Origin of the sequence: Paenibacillus sp. MABNR03, from assembly GCF_050455445.1 — a bacterium.
Taxonomy (GTDB): Bacteria; Bacillota; Bacilli; order Paenibacillales; family Paenibacillaceae; genus Paenibacillus; species Paenibacillus xylanilyticus.
In genome coordinates, this window is record NZ_JBCIYR010000001.1 from 273,443 (window position 1) to 293,730 (window position 20,288).

The window sequence follows — 20,288 nt, forward strand, 5'->3', positions numbered from 1 at the left end:
ACCAAATGTCGATTTCTTTTTCTTGGAGATCAAGGCAATTATAGAGATGTAGGAGGGCCAACCGTGAAAAAAATTCAGCTGGGCAATGGCCTCAGGGTAGTCATGGAACAGATTCCGACCTGTCGTTCCGTGTCTTTTGGTATATGGGTCAAGACAGGTTCGCGTAATGAGCAGCCTGTGAACAATGGAGTATCACATTTTATTGAGCACATGTTGTTCAAGGGAACGGATCGTTATGATGCTAAGGCTATTGCGGAAGAATTTGATGCTATTGGCGGTAACGTGAACGCGTTCACTTCGAAAGAATACACGTGCTATTATGCTAAAGTATTGGATGAACATCTGCCTATCGCCGTAGATGTGTTGTCCGACATGTTTTTCCGTTCCAAAATGGATGATGGCGAGCTCATCAAGGAGAAAAACGTCATTCTGGAAGAGATTTCAATGTACGAGGATACGCCGGATGACATGGTACATGATCTGATGGCTACGGCTGCCTATGGAGAACATCCGCTGGCTTACCCGATTCTGGGTACAGAGGAACGCCTAAAGGCGATGGATTCCAGTCATCTGCGTGCATATATGAAAGAGCATTATACAATTGAAAATACAGTCATTAGTATCGCAGGTAACATTGATGACAGTGTGATTGATTTGATGGAAAAGCATTTTGGATCATTTGACGTTCATGGTGCGCCAGAACAAATTACCATTCCTAAATTCCAGAGTGGGCAGCTCTTTCACAAAAAGAAAACGGAACAGAATCACATCTGTATTTCGTTTCCGGGCTGTAAAATCGGAGATCCGCTGCAGTTTGCCATGGTGGTTTTGAACAACGCCATTGGCGGCGGAATGAGCTCGAGACTGTTCCAGGAAATTCGTGAAAAACGCGGACTGGCGTATTCCGTATATTCCTACCACAGCTCTCATGCGGACAGTGGGTTGTTTACTATATACGCAGGTACTGCACCGAAACAGACGAAGGAAGTGCTGGATCTGACCAAAGAGGTTCTGCATGACCTTGCAGTGAACGGTCTGTCGGAAGATGAACTGCGAAAAGGAAAAGAACAGCTGAAGGGAAGTCTGATTCTCAGTTTGGAAAGCACGGGAAGCCGGATGAACCGCCTCGGTAAAAACGAGCTGATGCTGGGCAGACACCACACGCTGGATGAAATGATTGCCAAAATTGAACAAGTAACGATGGATGACATCGATGCTGTACTTGACCTGATGTTCGCGGAGCCGTTTGCGCTCGCTATGGTCGGTGCTTCCGATCGCACCATTGCTGGATTAAGAAGGGATGATTTTGTTGCATTACGTTCAAATTCAAAAGTTACCGGGCAATGAAGATATTAAACTGCCTCAAAAAATGTCGGAGCTGGCATCAGGCTTTGATGTAGTTGCTGCGCTTCAGGAGGACGTTGTGCTGCATCCGGGACAACGCACACTGATCCCGACTGGATTGGCTATGGCTATGCCTGCCGGCCTCGAAGCACAGATTCGTCCGCGCAGTGGCCTGGCGTTTAAACACGGCATTACCTGCCTGAATACACCGGGCACGATTGATGCGGATTACCGGGGTGAAGTTAAAGTGCTTTTGGTTAATCTGGGGCAGGAGCCATTCACGATTGTGCGGGGTGAACGCATTGCCCAGATCGTATTCCAGACTGTGCCGGCTGTTGAACTAACCGAAGTAAATGAACTCTCGGAAACGGTTCGCGGCGAAGGTGGATTCGGTCATACCGGAAAGTAAGCAATGGCTATAGACAATGAGGGCCTTCCCACGTGGGAAGGCTTTTTTTGTATTCAGAGAAAGGAAAGCATGTATTGTTTTCACCCCCCTGTGGGCCCTTGCATACGATAAGGCATACATGTGGTGAAAGGAGTGACGTCCCGATGCTGACCGGAGTCCGGATTGTAGTCCTGGGCGGAGATGCGCGGCAGCTTGAAGTCATTCAAAAATGCGCAGAGCTGGATGCTACGGTAAGTGTGGTCGGTTTCGACAAGCTTGAGCGTTCCATTCCGGGGATCGAACATCATGAACTGGAGGAAGAAGTGTTGGCTTCTGCGGATGTGCTGGTGCTTCCTGTGGTTGCATGTGATGATCAGGGAAAAGTGAGCACCTCGTTCAGTGATTTGCCGATTTTCCTGAAAAAAGAACAGATAGCGGCATTGCCAGAGCATTGTATTGTTTTTACGGGAATGGCAAAGCCATTTTTGCGTGAGTTATGCGTGGATAACGGCTTACGGCTAGTTGAAGTGCTGGATCGTGATGATATCGCGCTCTACAACTCTATACCGACAGCTGAAGGAGCAGTCGCTATGGCGATTCGGGAGACGGACTTCACGATCCACGGCTCGGAATGTATCGTGCTCGGATTGGGCAGAACGGGATTTACAATGGCCAAAACGCTCCAGGGTCTTGGGGCAAATGTACGGGTGGGAATCAGGCGGGGAGAGGATGCGGCGCGCGCAAACATAATGGGCTGGAAGCCTTTTATGACAACGGATTTGGCCGCTCAAACCGGGGGGGTTGACTTGCTTTTTAATACGATACCGACTATGATAATCACAGCACAAATCCTGTCCAGAATGCCGCAAAAAGCAGTCATTATTGACCTCGCATCCGCCCCTGGCGGCTGTGATTTCAGGTATGCTGAAAAACGCGGTATTAAAGCGCTGCTTGCGCCAGGCCTCCCCGGCATTGTTGCTCCCAAAACGGCTGGCGGCATTATTGCCGACGCGTTGATCCGTTTGCTTTTGGAAGAACAAAACGCACGGGAGGTTGAACAATGAACTGGCAGGGAAAAACGGTAGGTTATGCTATTACAGGATCTCATTGTACGTTTGAAGAGGTTATGCCGGTGATTAGCCGGTTTGTGGCTGAGGGTGCGAATGTGGTACCGATTATTTCCAATTCAGTTTTAACAACGGACACACGCTTTGGTACTTCGCAAAGCTGGCAAAAACAGTTGAAAGATATAACCGGGAATGATATTATTTCTACAATTGTTGAGGCGGAACCGCTCGGGCCTTCCAAATTGCTTGATGTACTTGTTATTGCTCCCTGCACGGGGAACACAACAAGTAAGCTGGCTAATGCGATGACCGATAGCCCAGTGCTGATGGCAGCCAAAGCCCAGATGCGGAATCAGCGTCCGGTTGTGCTTGCCATCTCCACGAATGATGGTCTGGGATTAAATGCCGCGAACATCGCCAAACTGCTTGTAGCAAAATATATGTATTTTGTACCGTTCGGGCAGGATGATCCGGTGAAGAAGCCGAACTCGTTAGTCGCAAAAATGGAACTTATACCTGAGGCGTGCTGGAGTGCGCTGGAAGGCAAACAATTGCAGCCGATGATTGTGGAGCGTTCTGCTCAGGCCTGATATTTGTTGACCCAAGTTTCATGGTTTGCTATAGAGCTCGATTTCGCAGTGGAGAAGTTCCAGGATAACGGTTATACGCTTGAAGAAATGAACTTGGTTAAGGTAAACAAAGAAAATCATGGGGGACGATACATCGGGCGGTAATAGCTACCCGTGTACGCGTTCCTGTCGTTGAAGGGCATTCCTGCTTGCACCAGAAGTTCAGGCAAGCGGGATGCGTTCATGGAGATATGCATGTCGTAATCCGGTAACAACTGACCTTCATTTTGTGAATTGCCCAGGGCAATCTTCAGGGGAAGGACGGCATGAAATGTCGTAATTATTGCTGAATTTATTGCATCGGAACGCTCCCTAGGTTGATCCATTTGTTGATTTGACCGTGTCCAGTCTTCTTGCGTACACAAATGGAGGAATTAAGATGCGCATCATGGTACAGAAATTCGGAGGCACGTCGCTCTCTACGGTTCAGGCAAGAGAGCACGTGCTCCGTCATATTAAGCGTGAGCTTGAAGCAGGACTGAGTCTGGTCATTGTTGTGTCGGCTATGGGACGCCGAGGCGAACCCTATGCTACAGATACATTACTCGACTGGGCAGCACAAAATGGTAATTCACTATCTGCACGTGAAAAGGATTTATTGTTATGCTGTGGCGAGATCATATCCGCTACGACGCTTAGCAGTCTGCTGGAATACGAAAACATCCCCACAACCGTGCTGACCGGTGCGCAGGCGGGCTTTGTGACGGACGACAATTTCGGGAATGCCCGGATTTTGGATGTCCGTCCTGTTCGTGTGCTGGAGCAGCTTCAAAAAGGGCGTGTTGTCATTGTTACGGGCTTCCAAGGGCAAACGGAGAGTGGAGACTTTACCACACTTGGCCGTGGAGGCAGTGACACATCAGCAACAGCATTAGGTGCTGCTCTGCATGCGGAGATGGTGGATATCTATACGGATGTAAACGGCATTTTGACCGCTGATCCACGGATTGTGGAAGATGCACGTCCGTTGACTGTTGTAAGTTATGCCGAGATATGTAATATGGCACATCAGGGGGCCAAGGTCATTCACCCACGTGCAGTTGAAATTGCAATGCAATCCCAAATTCCTGTACGAGTGCGTTCCACTTTTGCGGATAGTGAAGGAACCTTGGTTACACATCCGGAAGGATTCCAGGATGTGCAGACAGGCATTGTAGACCGTTATGTGACCGGGATCGCTTACGTAAGCAATGTAACCCAAATCACAGTCGACGTGCCGGGAGGCGCGGATCGGCTGCAGCTGAAAGTCTTCAAAACCATGGCTGAAAATTCGATTAGTGTTGATTTTATTAATGTTACCCCTTCAGGAGTCGTCTATACTGTGTTTGACAGTGACTCTGAAAAAGCTATTCAAGTTTTGCAAGAGATCGGTCTTAAACCTCATAGCCTGTCTGGCTGTGCCAAAGTGTCCGTTATCGGCGGCGGCATAAATGGTGTGCCAGGAATTATGGCCAGAATTGTTGAATCGTTAACGCTGGCTGACATTCAGATTTTGCAATCGGCAGATTCGAACACAACCATCTGGGTACTTGTAAAAAAAGAAGATATGGTTCAGGCCCTGAGGGCGCTTCATGCCTCATTCGAACTTCATCTGTAATTAGAAGCGAGCGGAGCCCGACCTGTTTTGAAGGAGGAAATCGAAGTGGACTTTGGAAGATTGATTACAGCAATGGTCACTCCGTTCAACGAACAAGGAGAGATTCATTGGGAGGAAACGGCAAGGCTCATAGATTATCTAATTGCAGATCAAAAATCTGAAGCACTTGTGGTTTCCGGAACGACTGGTGAATCTCCTACACTTAGTGACAGTGAAAAGGTGCAACTTTTTGAATTTGCAGTGAAACATGCTGCCGGAAGATGCAAAATCATTGCCGGAACAGGGTCTAACAATACCGCCCATTCGATTCATCTGACACAAGAAGCAGAACGTGCCGGAGTGGATGGGGTCCTTTTGGTTGTTCCTTATTACAACAAACCAAGCCAAGAAGGATTATACAGACATTTTGAAGCCATCGCGAACTCAACCAAACTGCCCGTGATGCTGTATAACGTACCAGGTCGTACGGCAGCAAGCCTGTCTGCTTCAACTACACTTCGCCTGGCTAAGCTTCCGAATATCGTGGCTACGAAGGAATGTGCTTCTTTGGAGCAAGTAACACAGGTCGCTGCAGGTGCACCCGAACAGTTCAAGGTATATTCGGGAGATGATGCCTCAGGCTTACCAGCAATTGCGGTGGGAGCTTACGGTATTGTCAGTGTAGCCAGTCATGTGGTTGGGGCCGAGATGAAACAGATGATTGATTTCTTTGTCTCGGGAGATGCTCAAAAAGCAACCCAATTGCATCAGAAGTTATTCCCGGTATTCAAAGGTCTATTCGAGTGTCCACAGCCTTTGCCGAACCCGGTAGCGGTGAAATTTGCGCTGACCTTGCGTGGATTGGACGTTGGTTCAGTGCGTCTTCCTCTTATTGCGCCGACTGAGGATGAGCAGAGCTTTATTCGCGACCTGTTTAACTAACTACAGATATTATCGTTATTTTGTTAATTTTAAACATATTAGATCGAACAGGAACTGCTCTTCAAACCAGAAGAAGCGGTTCTTTTTTTTCGCATTTTGGCTCGTTTCATCCTCGCTGTTAGAGGGAAACCTATGGCTTAACGACAGAGTGACTTGTTTTTTTTGTTTTTAATCATGTATAATGATGTCAAGTGACTGGGTGCGGTATTTTTTTGAAATTGAAAGCGACATCGTTTCGAGATGTGGCTTTGCGGTGAAAAGGGAAGGAACGGCTAAGAAGGAATCATTTCAATCCAACTAGTTGGTGTAGGGGAATTACTTCGAAGAACTTCTTCCAAATATCGTGAATAAAGGTGTTCTTTTGCATACATGCCTATCTTTTGGTTTGTAATGTGGAGACTACTTTTCTAACTTACAATAAATAAAATAATAAGGTACGACGTCCAACTACCATAGGAGGTTTAGATTCATTTGTCTAAGAAAAATAACAACGATAAACTGATGATTTTTGCACTGGGCGGCGTAGGCGAGATTGGTAAAAATATGTACGTCATCCAATACGCTAACGACATTGTAGTCGTAGATGCTGGTCTTAAATTCCCGGAAGAAGATATGCTTGGGATCGACATTGTCATTCCTGACATTTCGTATCTGACTGAGAACCGTGACAAAGTAAGAGGTATTATTTTGACTCACGGTCACGAGGATCATATCGGTGGATTGCCATATGTTCTGAAACACCTTAATGTTCCTGTATACGGAACCAAGCTTACACTCGGACTGGTGGAAAACAAGCTGAAGGAAGCCAACTTGCTGGGTGAAACGAAGCGCATTCTGATTGACGCTGATTCCGAGATTCAACTCGGTTCAGTATTAAAAGCAACATTCTTTGCTACTAACCATAGTATTCCGGATTCCGTCGGTGTATGTGTTGAAACACCAGAAGGTGCTGTAGTGCATACAGGTGACTTCAAATTCGACCACACACCCGTTAATGGTCAATATGCAGATCTTCAGCGTATGGCACAGATTGGTACAAACGGTGTACTCGCACTTTTGTCCGACAGTACCAATGCTGAAAAACCGGGCTTTACGCCTTCCGAGAAAAACGTTGGGATTGTTCTGGAAGATATCTTCCGTAAAGCGAGCCAACGTGTTGTTGTAGCTACTTTTGCTTCCAACGTACATCGGATTCAACAGGTAATCAATGCAGCTGAAGTGACGGGCCGCAAAGTGGCAGTCATTGGACGCAGTATGGTCAATGTTGTAGGCATTGCTTCTGACCTGGGATACCTTGAAATCCCGGATGGCATGATCATTGAGCCTGAAGAAGTAGGCAAAATGGCTGCTGACCGTGTCGTTATTCTTTGCACAGGAAGCCAAGGAGAGCCAATGTCTGCGTTGACCCGGATGGCTCGTTCGACTCACCGCAAGGTAGATATTCTCCCTGGTGACACCGTTATTATCGCGGCAACACCAGTACCGGGTAATGAGAAGTACGTAGGCCGTACCATTGATGAACTGTTCCGTCTTGGAGCTAATGTTCATTACAGTGGCGCAAACAGCGGTGTACACGTATCCGGTCACGGTAGCCAGGAAGAGCTCAAGCTGATGCTTAACCTGATGAAGCCGAAGTTTTTCCTGCCGATTCACGGTGAATTCCGTATGCAGCGCCGCCACGCGGTTCTTGCTGAATCTGTAGGCATTGATCCGGATAACATTTTCATCACGGATATCGGTGAAGTGGTGGAGATTCAAGGTGGAGCAGCACGCAAAGCGGGTAAAGTTACAGCGGGTAACGTGCTGATCGACGGATTGGGTGTAGGCGACGTGGGTAACATCGTATTGCGTGATCGCAAACTGTTATCACAAGATGGTATTCTTGTCGTTGTTGTTACGCTGAGCAAACAGGATGGCAAAATTGTTTCCGGTCCGGACATCATTTCCCGCGGATTTGTGTACGTACGGGAATCTGAAGGATTGCTTGATGAAGCAAACCGTATTGTCAGCAGCACTCTGCAAAAGTTGATGAGTGAGAATGTAAACGAATGGGCTTCACTCAAAACCAATGTAAAAGATGCACTGGGTCGCTTCCTGTATGAGCAAACTCGTCGTAGACCGATGATTTTGCCAATCATCATGGAAGTTTAATAAATACATTAAACAATCATATATTCAGGCACACAGTCGCCTCTTATCTACGAGTAATATTGGACGGTTCCTCGTAGATAAGGGGCTTTTTCTAGTTTTACGGTTTACTGCATGGCTTTTACGAGGCTTTTGGCATCTAATCGGGTATAAGTAGACTGGCAATTTCCCCATACTAAGGAGTACATTAAAATGGTTCTGGGGAAGGGGATTAACATAATGAGTGAATATATAAACGGTAAACAGACCTCCAAGTCGAATCAACCCGAGGTAGAGACTCCAAACATGCCTGTACAAGATGATAAAGGATTGTCTCCGGTTACAGAGGCCATTCAACAGTTTGGACAGACGCAATCGCCTGCAGGGGAGTCAAATATTTTTTGTATGACGATTATTGGACAGGTTGAAGGACACTTGATTCTGCCTCCGCAAAATAAAACGACCAAGTATGAACATATTATCCCGCAACTGGTTGCTGCCGAGCAGAACCCCCGTATTGAGGGCATATTGATCATTTTGAATACGGTGGGCGGAGATGTGGAGGCTGGTTTGGCAATTGCCGAGATGATCGCTTCTCTGAGCAAACCCACTGTTACTGTAGTCATAGGGGGAGGGCATAGCATTGGTGTTCCTATCGCAGTGGCTTCTACCTATTCACTAATTGCTGGAAGTGCAACGATGACAATCCATCCCATCCGGATGAATGGGCTTGTCATTGGAGTACCACAAACGTTTGAATACATGGAAAAAATGCAGGAACGTGTCGTACGCTTTGTCACAACACATTCAAATATCTCGGAAGAGATGTTCAAGGAACTCATGTTCAAGACGGGGGAATTGAATCGGGATATCGGGACAGCAGTAGGAAGTGCCGATGCAGTCAAATATGGATTAATGGACGCAGTTGGCGGCATTGGGCAAGCAATTGCCCAGTTAAATAAACTTATGGGAGATAAGAGGCAAACACTGCAGGCAGGAGGGCTTACACAATGACCATGTATACCGTTATGCCGCCTGAGCATCTCTGGTCCGGAATGTGGAATGAAGGGGAGGATACCCGTGAAGTCAAGGTTAATGGTTTATTGATGCAGGTCAGACCAGTTAGTGAGAGTGAAGCTGTCATTGTACGTTTGCTTGATTGCCCGCTTGAAGCTTATCTGAACCCAGCCAATATGCCTGGCGCCAAGGTTCCACTTTCAGGTAACGCTGGACCAACATAACACGACGAAAAAAGACAAATTGGGCAAGAAAAGAACATATGTACGGATTATATTTGTATGGTATAATATTCTTCTGGGGGTGACCTGATTTTGGCCAGAAGAAAAAAGAAGAAGAAAAAAGGCGCTGCGTTTAGCGGCGTTTTAAAATATGAGATATACGGAATTGTTCTGATTACCCTTGCAGTTATCGCTTTATCCGGTGAAGCAACGGTAGGACGTTCATTATCTAAAATGTTCGGGTTGTTGCTCGGCAAATTCTATTTTGCTATTCCGTTGATCGGGATCTATTACGGGTTAATGGTGATGATTCACCGAAAGTGGCCAAGCGGCTGGACAACACGCAAGACAGGACTTGTACTTCTGGTGTTTGCGTTAACCTTAATGAGTACCGTATCTGCAATGCATCAGAAACTTCTTCCTGTTGGTGCTCTTGAGCCGGGGGCGGTTATTACACAAGTACATAATGATATGCAGACCGAGCTGCTACAGCCTGCGCCTGGTGAGCATGATTCGATGCTAAATAAGGACATAAGTGGCGGTTACATCGGAGCTGCTCAATTTGCTCTGTTTTTATGGCTGTTTGGCAGTTTGGGTGCGCGTTTGATCATGATCGTGATGTTCATTATCAGTTTTATGCTGATTACCAGTCTGTCCTATGTTGATCTGGTGCGCATTTTCAGGACCAAGGTTTGGGATGCAGGCAGCTCAATCTATAAAAAACTGGAGTCGAGACCGGCTGCGCGCTCTACTGCAACATCTTCGGGGAAAAAAGGTAGTGCGGCACGCAAGGTGGTTCCTGTTCCTGCAGATGTCGAGGAAGATGAAGAGGATGACATGGAAGAGATGCAGCTGCCGAAACGAAAAGCGCCTATCTTCTTTCAATTGTTCGGAAAATGGGGTGCGGATCGGGAATCGACCAGGTCTGCCCGTGAGATGGAGCAGGAGGAGCCAACCCCTTCAGAAGAGGTTGTGTATCGTGCGAATTCAGATCATTTTGCAGAGTCATGGAATGAAGAGCCGGCGTTCGTTTCGGATGTACCGAGCCAAGTGGGAGGAGCTTCCCAACCCAAGGCCAGTTCTGCTCCAATCATCCGTGATTTCTTCGAACATGTCAGAGCGGAGGATAACATCAAGGATGATGATTTGGATGACGCGTATCCTTTCCCTGATGATATTTCGGATCAAACCCAAGGAGACGATATACCGATTAAGATTAGTGATGAGCTGGTGGATACTGCGGAATGGCCAGTATCTGAAGTTGGCCCGGATGATCTGAATGAGGTGGAAAGCAACCCGGACGGACAAACTGACTCAAACGGTGCCCCTACAGGGTTGAACAGTGAACATGTTGAGGGCCAGGACAAGGAGCCAGTTAAACCGCCTCCTCCGCCTCCAAAGCCATATAAGCTTCCTTCGTTCCGTCTTCTTGCGAAACCAAACAATGGAGGCAAGGGCGGGGATCAGAAAGATTATATGCAGACAGCCCGTAAGCTTGAAGCGACATTGGAGAGTTTTGGTGTTCGAGCGAAAGTGCTTGAAGTGGTTAGAGGACCAGCAGTTACACGGTATGAAATTCAGCCGGATATTGGTGTGAAGGTTAGTCGAATTGTGAGTTTGACCGACGATATTGCACTGGCATTGGCAGCCAAGGATATTCGGATGGAGGCGCCGATTCCTGGTAAGTCGGCCATCGGGATTGAGGTACCTAACGGTGAAGTTTCAGTTGTAACGATGCGGGAGGTTATGGAAACATCAACGTTCCAGGATGCAGAATCAAAAGTGACTATTGCATTTGGACGGGACATTTCCGGGCAGACCATCATCGGCAACCTCGCCCGTATGCCCCATTTGCTTGTGGCAGGCGCTACAGGTTCTGGTAAATCGGTTTGTATTAACGGAATTATCACAAGTATCCTATACAAAGCGAAACCGGATGAAGTGAAGTTTCTGATGGTCGATCCGAAAATGGTCGAACTTAATGTATACAACGGCATCCCACACCTGATGGCTCCTGTCGTAACCGACCCCAAGAGAGCTTCATTGGCTCTCAAAAAAATTGTGGTTGAGATGGAGAAAAGATATGAGCTGTTCTCCAAATCGGGTACACGTAATGTCGAAGGTTATAATAACCTGATGAAGGACAATCCGGCCGCAGTTTTGCCGTACATCGTAGTTATTGTGGACGAGCTTGCTGACCTGATGATGGTCGCAGCAGGCGATGTGGAGGATGCCATTGCCCGTCTCGCCCAAATGGCACGTGCAGCCGGAATTCATCTGATTATTGCGACACAGCGGCCTTCCGTGGATGTCATTACTGGTGTCATTAAAGCCAATATTCCTTCTCGGATTGCGTTCGGTGTGTCTTCACAGGTGGATTCCCGGACAATCTTGGACATGGGTGGCGCTGAGAAATTGCTGGGCCGCGGGGACATGCTTTTCATGCCGATGGGCGCTTCCAAGCCAGTACGTGTGCAGGGAGCTTTTATGAGTGATGAAGAAGTTGAAAATATTGTGAATTATGTGCGTGGACAAGGGGAAGCCCAGTACGATGAATCCATTGTGCCTGAAGTCGACGATTCCGTTCAAGCAGCAGATGAAGTACAGGATGAACTGTATGAACAGGCTGTGCAAATTATTTTGGAAGCGAAGCAAGCTTCCGTATCGTTGCTTCAGCGGCGGATGAGGGTAGGGTATACCCGTGCTGCACGCCTGATTGACTCTATGGAAGCTCGTGGAGTGATCGGTCCTTATGAGGGCAGTAAACCTAGAGAAGTACTGATCTCGCTGGAACAATATCAGCAAAACAAAATAAGTTCTTAATTTGAAATTGAATACGTAACTAGTGAAGCCCTAACGATAAAGTTGGGGCTTTTTTGTTATCAATTGACGTTGAAGTTTGCCATGTTGTCCAATGTTCGGGTGATTTGGTGCATAGGAAGTAAGCAGGCTTGTCATAATAACGTTAGCGATTCTGTTAATCCCACAAGAGAAAGGTAGAGCACAGTCGATGCGAAAAATGAACATATGGCTTTTCACTGCTATTTTGCTGATGTCCGCATTGGGAATACGTTATTTGCTTCCTGACAAATCGGCAACCGAAAGTTCGCAACAAAGTATACCGCAGGTGGAGGAGCAGTCTATGCCCACCTTCAGCAGCAACGCCGTGAAATATGGAAGCTATGGTCAGGATGTATACGAACTTCAAGGCAGACTGAAGTACTTGGGATTTTACAATGGTAAAATCGACAGTAATTTTGGCAGCAGCACATTAAAATCCGTAAAATGGTTTCAGTCTGAATTTGGCATGAAGGCGGATGGTGTGGTTGGGGCCAAAACCAAGCTGAAGCTGTACAATGCAACCAAACAATGGTCTCCAACTGAGCCACCGCTGCATAAAGAATCGTCTGGCGGGGGTAAAGACAAAAACACCAACGCCGATAAAGAACAGGACAATATGGGCTCTGCGAATTCGATGGGCCTGTCAGAGAATGAAATTAAGATTATGGCCAATGCGGTATATGGCGAATCCCGCGGAGAGCCCTTTGAAGGTCAGGTTGCCGTAGCGGCCGTCATATTGAATCGCGTCAAATCTCCGAGTTTTCCCAATACTCCATCCGGTGTTATTTTTCAGCCCGGTGCATTTACGGCCGTCGCTGACGGTCAGATCTATCTCGAACCCAATGCCCAAGCCCGTAAAGCAGTTGAACAGGCAATGAATGGCTGGGACCCATCAGGCGGATGCCTCTATTACTTTAATCCCAAGACGGCTACATCCAAATGGATTTGGACCCGTCCTCAGGTGAAAACAATCGGTCAGCATATCTTTTGTATGTGATGATGTTGGAAGCAACCAGAAGACGTGTCTTCGGTTGCTTCTTGCCTTTTGCATGGGTTAAAATGGTTGTTACGCTTGAGCTTTAACGACATATTGCATAACAAATGACGCCGTAAAGGGGTTTTGACATTTGAATACATCAGGATTTGAACGGGGCAACCAAAAGGAGTTTCGTATCCATGTTTTGCCCACCAAACGTTTCAAGACATTTGCTATCTCATTGTATGCAGGAGTCCCACTGCAAGAAGATACGGTCACCAAAGTAGCTCTTACGCCATTTGTTCTTCGCCGTGGAACGGAGTCCTACCCGGAAACAACGGAGTTTCGTGAGCAGCTGGAGCATTTGTATGGAGCTGGTTTTGGGTTTGACGTATACAAACGTGGAGACTATCAAATCGTACAATTCCGGATGGATACCATAAACGATTCCTTTGTTGGCGGGGATGAGCAGCTGTTGGATCGCTCCTTTGCATTTCTGGGTGAAGTGCTCACTCGGCCTGCCCTTGAAAAGGGTCATTTCCGGACTTCCTATGTACAAGCAGAGCGTGAGACCGTTCGCAAACAGCTGGAGTCCGTTGTTAACGATAAAATGCGCTATGCAGCAGAGCGCTGCATTGAGGAAATGTGCAAAAATGAGCCATACCGCCTGCATCCGCTGGGTGAGCGTCAGGATCTGCCAGGCATTGAACCCGATGTGCTTACTGACGCTTATCAGAGCTGGCTGCAGCAGGCAAGTATGGATCTGTATGTGGTTGGTGACACAACACTGGAAGAAGTGGAAAACCTGGTGCAAAAACATTTTCATGTTGAACGTGCCAAAGCCGCTGATTATGAGACTCACAAAGCCACGCTCGGTGACAAAGAAGTGGAGACGGTTGTTGAACGATTGAATGTTAACCAGGGCAAGCTGAATATGGGGCTTCGCACATCCATTACGTATGGTGATCCACAATATGCAGCAGCGTTAATGTACAACGGCATTCTGGGAGGGTACCCACATTCCAAATTGTTCGTCAATGTTCGTGAAAAGGAGAGTCTTGCATACTATGCTTCTTCCCGGTATGACGGACATAAAGGCATTGCTACGATCCAATCCGGAATTGAAATTCCCAATTATGAGAAAGCCGTTACGATCATCAAGCAGCAGTTAGAAGAAATGAAGAATGGAACCATTAGTGATCTGGAGATGTCCCAGACCAAGGCGATGATCCGCAATTTGCTAAAAGAAATGCAGGATTCCGCTTTCGAGATGATTGCATACGATTTTAATCGTCAATTATCAGGCAAAGAGCGAACTGCTGACGAGCTGCTGGCTCAGGTTGAGCAAATCAGCAAAGAAAATGTTCGTGAGGCGGCAGAACAATTCCGTCTGGACACGATCTACTTCTTGCGGGATGAGAAGGGGGTATAAGCTAGTGGAGAGCATACATTATGAACATCTGCAGGAAACGCTGTACTACGAAGTGATGGATAATGGGCTGCATGTCTATATATTGCCTAAACCCGGATTCCAGAAAACCTTTGCCACGTTTGCAACCAAATACGGCTCTGTTGACAATCATTTTCAGGTCGAAGGGCAAGAAGAAGTGCAGGTTCCCGACGGAATTGCTCATTTCCTGGAACATAAAATGTTCGAGGAACCAACTGGTGATATTTTTGCAACTTTTGCTTCTCATGGAGCATCTGCGAATGCTTTTACCAGTTTTGATCAGACAGTTTATTTGTTCTCGGCCACAGAAAACGTGAATGAAAATATACAAACATTAGTCAACTTTGTGCAAAATCCTTATTTCACTGATCAGAATGTGGACAAGGAAAAAGGCATTATTGGTCAGGAAATTAATATGTACGCCGACAATCCGGACTGGCGTGTTTATTTTGGATTAATCGAAGCGATGTATCAAAAGCACCCAGTGCACATTGATATTGCAGGAACGGTGGAATCCATCAGCACGATTACAAAAGAGACATTGTACACCTGTTACAATGCGTTTTATCATCCAAGCAACATGCTTTTGTTTGTTGTAGGTGGAGTAGATCCGCAGGAAGTGATGGACATGGTTCGTTCGAACCAGGCTGAGAAAAATTATGAACCTCAAGGCGAGATCAAACGGATATTTGAACCGGAGCCGGCACATGTGGTGGAAGCGAGAAGAGAAGCCCGATTGGCGGTTTCTTTGCCAAAATGTCTTTTTGGTTTTAAGGAAACGGATGTTGGATTCTCGGGAGAAGACCTGCTGCGACGTGACATGACGACCAAATTAATGCTGGATCTCTTGTTTGGTTCAAGTACGACGTTGTTTCAAAAGTTGTATGATGAAGATCTCATCTCGGATAGCTTCGGACATGAATACATCAGTTCGTCGCAGTATGCGTTCTCCGTCGTCGGCGGTGATACAAAAGACCCGGATCTGCTGCTTGCCCGCATACGTGAAGAGGTCGATGCCATGGTTAAGAAAGGATTTGAAGCTTCGGATTTTGAGCGTGCACGCAAAAAGAAAATAGGTGGTTATCTGCGCATGCTTAACTCACCGGAAAATATTGCGCATGAATTTACTCGTGAGCAATTTCGCGGCGGTGATTTCTTTAATATGATTCCCATATATGAATCAATCACGCTGGAAGAAGTAAACCGTAGACTGGAAGAGCATATTCGCTGGGATCAACTGGCTGTATCGCTTGTCGTGAGTCCGTAAACATGGAGAGGGGAACAGGACAAATGAAGCCGATTGGAGATATGACAGTACTTGTTACTGGAGCGAGCGGAGGTATAGGAGCAGCCATTGCAGAGCGTTTTGCAACGGTCGGTATGAATGTGGTTATTCACTATATGAAATCGCATGAAGCCGCCAACGAAGCCGCCAGAAGATGCATGGAAAAGGGCGGTGGCAAAGTGATGACCGTATCTGCCGATCTTCGCAGCCGGGAACAAATCGAACGCATGCGTGAAAAACTGGAGTCACATGGCTTAATGCCTGACATTCTGGTGAATAACGCAGGCATTTCGCATTATGGGCTCTTATCCGACGTGACAGAGGAAATCTGGGATGAAGTAATGGCGATTAACCTGAAAGGCACGTTCTTGTGTACTCAGACCATGATGCCACACATGATCTCGCAAAGATACGGTAGAATCATTAACGTATCTTCCATCTGGGGGCTATCGGGTGCATCTTGTGAGGTGCTGTATTCCACCACTAAAGGTGGCGTAAATGCGTTTACGAAGGCTCTTGCCAAAGAACTGGCCCCATCCGGAGTTACTGTAAATGCTGTAGCTCCCGGGGCGGTACAGACTTCGATGCTGAATCATCTGGATCAGGATGAAATGAAAATGCTGGAAGAGGAAATTCCTGCTGGGAGACTTGCTCAGCCTGATGAAATTTCCTCTCTGGTCTATTTTCTTGCACTGCCAGAGTCCGGTTATATCAATGGGCAGATCATTAGCCCCAATGGAGGCTGGCTTACGTAAAAAAAGAGGCAGTTTGACCGGTCGTTGTTATCTGGAGAATTTATCCTGTATATTAATTGCCCGGCAGGCACATATTACAACTGTTGATTTTAAATCTCATGCGTCGCTAAGGAGGATTTATCATGTCAACAGAAAAAACGGTGCTCAGCAGCTTTGACACATGGAAGAAGTTCTTGGGTGATCGCGTACTGCAAGCAGAGAAGATGGGGATGAATGAAGAAACCATCAACAAACTTGCGTATGAGATTGGTGACTTTCTGGATGAGAAAGTGGACCCAGCGAACCATTCCAACCGGGCATTAAAAGAAATATGGGATGTCGGCGATGCTGAAGAGCGTCGTACGATTGCGCGCCTGATGGTCAAACTGGCCAAACAAAACGCATAAGCTGCACTGATGGAAAGCTCCCGCAAGGGGGCTTTTCTCTAATGATTACAGACCTGTTCTTGTAATTCATTTTCATTTTATATATCATTAACGTGACCCATTTTTAGAAGATGTCTCAGTTCGTTGTCCTGTGGACACGTTCTGCTGCTGTCGAATAATGTGGAATAATGCATTACGGGGTGTTTAAATGGAATCTAAACAATGGTACATGGAATATAAAATACATAAGAACAGACCTGGTTTGCTGGGGGATATTGCCTCCATGCTGGGGATGCTTGAAGTGAATATATTGACCATTAACGGTGTGGAAGGCAAAACCCGGGGCATGCTGCTCGAATCCGATGACGATGAAAAGATCCGTTTGCTCGGTGAAATGCTTGCAAAGGTGAACAGCATCACCGTGTCGGCTTTGCGTCAACCCAAACTGGTGGATATTTTGGCCGTGCGTCATGGCCGTTATATTGACCGCGATTCGGACGACCGCAAAACTTTTCGTTTCACAAGGGATGAACTTGGGTTATTGGTAGACTTTTTGGGTGAAGTATTTAAAAGGGAAGGCAATCAGGTGATTGGCTTAAGGGGAATGCCGCGGGTCGGCAAAACGGAATCGATTATCGCGGGCAGTGTCTGTGCGATGAAACGATGGACGTTTGTTTCGTCGACCTTGCTTCGTCAAACGATAAGGAGTCAGCTCTCCGAGGACGAAATGAACCCAAACAATGTATTTATCATTGATGGTATTGTAAGTACAATTCGTTCAAGTGAACGGCATTATAACTTATTGCAGGATATTATGACGATGCCGAGCACCAAAGTCATTGAGCATCCTGATATTTTTGTGCAGGAATCGGAATATGACTATAATGATTTTGATATTATTATTGAACTTCGGAACAATCCAAACGAAGAAATTATTTATGATACGTTTACGGCCAGCTACACCGATGAACTGTAAGGCTCCGTACGGGATCATGGAATAGATAGAAACAACTAAAGAGAAAAAATAAGGAGGAGATGGCATGTCTGAACTGGGTCAGCAGTTAAGAGAGGCCCGGCTGCAAAAAGGGATGAGTCTCGATGATGTACAGGAAATGACTAAAATTCGCAAGAGGTATCTGGAAGCAATAGAGGCTGGGGACTATAAGGTGCTGCCTGGCAGTTTTTATGTGCGAGCTTTCATTAAAACCTATGCGGAAACGGTGGGACTGAACCCTGATGAGCTGCTGGAGGGGCACAAAAAAGATGTACCGGCAGAGGAAACGGAAGCAACCATGGAGCCCGTGATCCAAAAGCGTTCGAGTCGTCCGGTGGAGCGGAGTAATCGCTGGATGTCCGTAGCGTTAATGTGGACATTTCCGATTCTGATTGTTGCCCTGCTGTACGTGTATGTGGTCATGAACAAAGATGATGCAGATACTCAAGGCGTGGACCAAACCAAAATTACAGACAGTCAGCAGCAACCAAATGATCAACCTGATGAGACAACGGACAATGGTCAGGCATCGACTCCACCGACGAATGAAGCGGGTGGGGAAGAAACTGGGCAAGGCGACGGGGAAGCAGGCGGCAATGGTGGTGGTACCGATGTCACGGATCAGACGGATCCTGAAGGTCAAACGGATGAACAAACACCAGATGGTACCGAAGATGAAGAAAATACGGATAATGCCGGAGCTGTAGTGGTTGCCGAAGATGGTAAATCCGGTAATATTACTAATTTCAAAGTAAATGGAAGTGCAGGGAAACCGGTTAAGGTTACCATTAATGCTTCGGGCCAGAGCTGGCTTGAAGTGTATAAAGGTGAAAATTCAAGCGGGGAAAAACTGCAATTTGGTATGACAGCCGATGGAGACAGTATGTCTTTTGATCTGGATAGTACTGGATTGTACATTAAATCCGGATATGCTGCGGCCACGACCATTGAGGTTGGCGGGCAAGTGGTAACGGATGGGAAGGCTACAAACCGGATTCGTCTTCAATTGGGAGATGAAAGTACAAGCACATCTACCGAAACGAACGGAGGCTCTGCTGAAGGATCAGGAGCAGGAAACGAAGGCTCTGGCACAGGCAGCGAATAAGGGCTTTAACTGCTGGGGACAATAAGGTTGTTTTCACTTGCAGTTAACTTTCGGTAAAGCGAGGTGGGAAGGCTATGACAGTAAGCTGGATCGTCACAGGTTTGGGTATCATTGTCAGCCTCCTGGGGTATTATTTGACTCCAAGCGCTTGGGGTTATGGAATTCTGGGTTTTGGACTTGCGCATGTCCTTTTGGGTGTGCTTGACATGTTCAGACAGCCCAACCGCAGCCGATATTAGATTGCTGTGCGTAAAAGCATTTTTGGCTACTGCGAAAGTGGTGGCCAAAAATGCTTTTTTCGTTCCATCAGCCCTTTAAAATTAGACTTTTCCGTGGCGAATCCTCTATAATGTTACACAGAACAAATGATTAATTGAAAGGGTGACCAGTTTGAGTTCAGAAAATTCGTTCGATATCGTGTCCAAAATGGACTTGCAGGAATTAACGAATGCCGTTACACAAACGGAGAAGGAAATCGGCACACGTTACGATTTTAAGGGAAGCAAAAGCAGTTTGAAATTGGACAAGGATGCGTTGACGATCGTATCCGATGATGAGACCAAACTTAAGGCTGTTATTGATGTACTACAATCCAAAATGGCGAAGCGGAACCTGCCGCTCAAAAACATTGACTATGGCAAAGTGGAGCCAGCTTCATCGGGGACAGTCCGTCAGCGTTTAAATTTTAAACAAGGGATTGACCAGGATATCGCCAAAAAGATCAATATTCTGATCCGGGACTCCAAAATGAAGGTGAAGAGTCAGATTCAAGGAGATCAGCTCCGGGTAACTGGTAAGAGTAAAAATGATTTGCAGGCCGTAATGCAGCTTTTGAATGGTGCCAATTTGCCTCTTGATTTGCAATATACCAATTTCAAATAAATTTGTTATGCGCGCTTTGTGGTGGGAAAACGTGTTTTGACACTGCAATTGCCGTATATTATACTAAGTGTGCATTGCTAGCAAACAAGCATAAAAGCCCAGTCATCATCGTTTTGCTGACTTTGTGAAAAGCAGTACATCTTCTGGAAGTCGCCGGAACGTTTAAAACGGTTTTTGCGTTTGAACGGTTGACTTTATTTTTTGCGTTTTTACATATGAGAGCAGTGGTGTACGCAGTGAAACTGTAAATGTTCACCTTCCGGATGATGGATACGGGATTAAGATGATTGTTTGGAGTATTGGAGGATAAGAGGGAGGGCGTCT

Annotated in this window: 19 protein-coding genes and 1 pseudogene; all 20 read left to right on the plus strand. The window is 46.6% G+C overall.

Annotated features, from left to right (window positions below):
* Positions 1-63: 63 nt before the first annotated feature.
* Positions 64-1,347, plus strand: coding sequence for a M16 family metallopeptidase (locus AAIH57_RS01145; RefSeq protein ID WP_430020270.1), 1,284 nt, complete (start codon positions 64-66; stop codon positions 1,345-1,347).
* Positions 1,307-1,753 carry a dUTP diphosphatase gene (gene dut / locus AAIH57_RS01150; RefSeq protein WP_175396028.1) on the plus strand — a complete coding sequence of 149 codons (447 nt, stop codon included), beginning with the start codon at positions 1,307-1,309 and terminating at the stop codon, positions 1,751-1,753. Before AAIH57_RS01145 ends, dut begins: the two co-directional genes overlap by 41 nt.
* A 143-nt stretch (positions 1,754-1,896) precedes the next feature.
* On the plus strand, positions 1,897-2,796 hold the full coding sequence (dpsA, locus tag AAIH57_RS01155) for a dipicolinate synthase subunit DpsA (RefSeq protein WP_175396027.1): 900 nt from the start codon (positions 1,897-1,899) through the stop codon (positions 2,794-2,796).
* Positions 2,793-3,389: a dipicolinate synthase subunit B gene (locus AAIH57_RS01160; protein ID WP_175396026.1), complete on the plus strand. Its 597-nt coding sequence runs from the start codon at positions 2,793-2,795 to the stop codon at positions 3,387-3,389. Before dpsA ends, AAIH57_RS01160 begins: the two co-directional genes overlap by 4 nt.
* A gap of 48 nt (positions 3,390-3,437) precedes the next feature.
* Positions 3,438-3,574 (plus strand): annotated as a pseudogene (locus tag AAIH57_RS01165) (Asd/ArgC dimerization domain-containing protein); the annotation flags it as partial.
* Positions 3,575-3,807: 233 nt separating this feature from the next.
* The gene (dapG, locus tag AAIH57_RS01170; RefSeq protein ID WP_430020271.1) at positions 3,808-5,025 is read left to right on the plus strand and encodes an aspartate kinase; all 1,218 of its coding nucleotides are present in this window, start codon (positions 3,808-3,810) and stop codon (positions 5,023-5,025) included.
* Positions 5,026-5,070: 45 nt separating this feature from the next.
* Positions 5,071-5,946: a 4-hydroxy-tetrahydrodipicolinate synthase gene (gene dapA / locus AAIH57_RS01175; RefSeq protein WP_430020272.1), complete on the plus strand. Its 876-nt coding sequence runs from the start codon at positions 5,071-5,073 to the stop codon at positions 5,944-5,946.
* 471 nt (positions 5,947-6,417) lie between these two features.
* On the plus strand, positions 6,418-8,097 hold the full coding sequence (locus tag AAIH57_RS01180; protein ID WP_175396023.1) for a ribonuclease J: 1,680 nt from the start codon (positions 6,418-6,420) through the stop codon (positions 8,095-8,097).
* 282 nt (positions 8,098-8,379) lie between these two features.
* Complete coding sequence (locus AAIH57_RS01185) at positions 8,380-9,087, plus strand: ClpP family protease (protein ID WP_246310890.1); 708 nt, start codon at positions 8,380-8,382, stop codon at positions 9,085-9,087.
* Positions 9,084-9,314 carry a YlzJ-like family protein gene (locus AAIH57_RS01190; RefSeq protein WP_175396021.1) on the plus strand — a complete coding sequence of 77 codons (231 nt, stop codon included), beginning with the start codon at positions 9,084-9,086 and terminating at the stop codon, positions 9,312-9,314. The genes AAIH57_RS01185 and AAIH57_RS01190 overlap by 4 nt, the downstream gene beginning before the upstream one ends.
* 90 nt (positions 9,315-9,404) lie before the next feature.
* Complete coding sequence (locus AAIH57_RS01195; protein ID WP_430020273.1) at positions 9,405-12,134, plus strand: DNA translocase FtsK; 2,730 nt, start codon at positions 9,405-9,407, stop codon at positions 12,132-12,134.
* Between the two features lie 187 nt (positions 12,135-12,321).
* Positions 12,322-13,149, plus strand: coding sequence for a spore cortex-lytic enzyme (gene sleB, locus AAIH57_RS01200; RefSeq protein WP_175396019.1), 828 nt, complete (start codon positions 12,322-12,324; stop codon positions 13,147-13,149).
* A gap of 130 nt (positions 13,150-13,279) precedes the next feature.
* Complete coding sequence (gene yfmF, locus AAIH57_RS01205) at positions 13,280-14,560, plus strand: EF-P 5-aminopentanol modification-associated protein YfmF (protein ID WP_430020274.1); 1,281 nt, start codon at positions 13,280-13,282, stop codon at positions 14,558-14,560.
* Positions 14,561-14,564: 4 nt separating this feature from the next.
* Positions 14,565-15,845: an EF-P 5-aminopentanol modification-associated protein YfmH gene (gene yfmH, locus AAIH57_RS01210; protein ID WP_430020275.1), complete on the plus strand. Its 1,281-nt coding sequence runs from the start codon at positions 14,565-14,567 to the stop codon at positions 15,843-15,845.
* A 23-nt stretch (positions 15,846-15,868) separates the two neighbouring features.
* On the plus strand, positions 15,869-16,618 hold the full coding sequence (ymfI, locus tag AAIH57_RS01215; protein WP_376768957.1) for an elongation factor P 5-aminopentanone reductase: 750 nt from the start codon (positions 15,869-15,871) through the stop codon (positions 16,616-16,618).
* Positions 16,619-16,740: 122 nt separating this feature from the next.
* A complete protein-coding gene (locus AAIH57_RS01220; RefSeq protein ID WP_175396015.1) occupies positions 16,741-17,004 on the plus strand; it encodes a DUF3243 domain-containing protein in 264 nt (87 codons plus the stop codon).
* Positions 17,005-17,191: 187 nt separating this feature from the next.
* Positions 17,192-17,959 carry a DUF3388 domain-containing protein gene (locus AAIH57_RS01225; RefSeq protein ID WP_095287700.1) on the plus strand — a complete coding sequence of 256 codons (768 nt, stop codon included), beginning with the start codon at positions 17,192-17,194 and terminating at the stop codon, positions 17,957-17,959.
* Positions 17,960-18,023: 64 nt separating this feature from the next.
* Entirely contained in the window at positions 18,024-19,082 is a 1,059-nt protein-coding gene (locus tag AAIH57_RS01230; RefSeq protein ID WP_175396014.1) for a helix-turn-helix domain-containing protein, read from the plus strand.
* 74 nt (positions 19,083-19,156) lie between these two features.
* Positions 19,157-19,321, plus strand: a complete 165-nt coding sequence (locus AAIH57_RS01235) for a hypothetical protein (protein ID WP_167350848.1) — start codon at positions 19,157-19,159, stop codon at positions 19,319-19,321.
* A gap of 151 nt (positions 19,322-19,472) precedes the next feature.
* Complete coding sequence (locus AAIH57_RS01240) at positions 19,473-19,964, plus strand: YajQ family cyclic di-GMP-binding protein (protein WP_175396013.1); 492 nt, start codon at positions 19,473-19,475, stop codon at positions 19,962-19,964.
* The last annotated feature ends 324 nt before the right edge of the window (positions 19,965-20,288 follow it).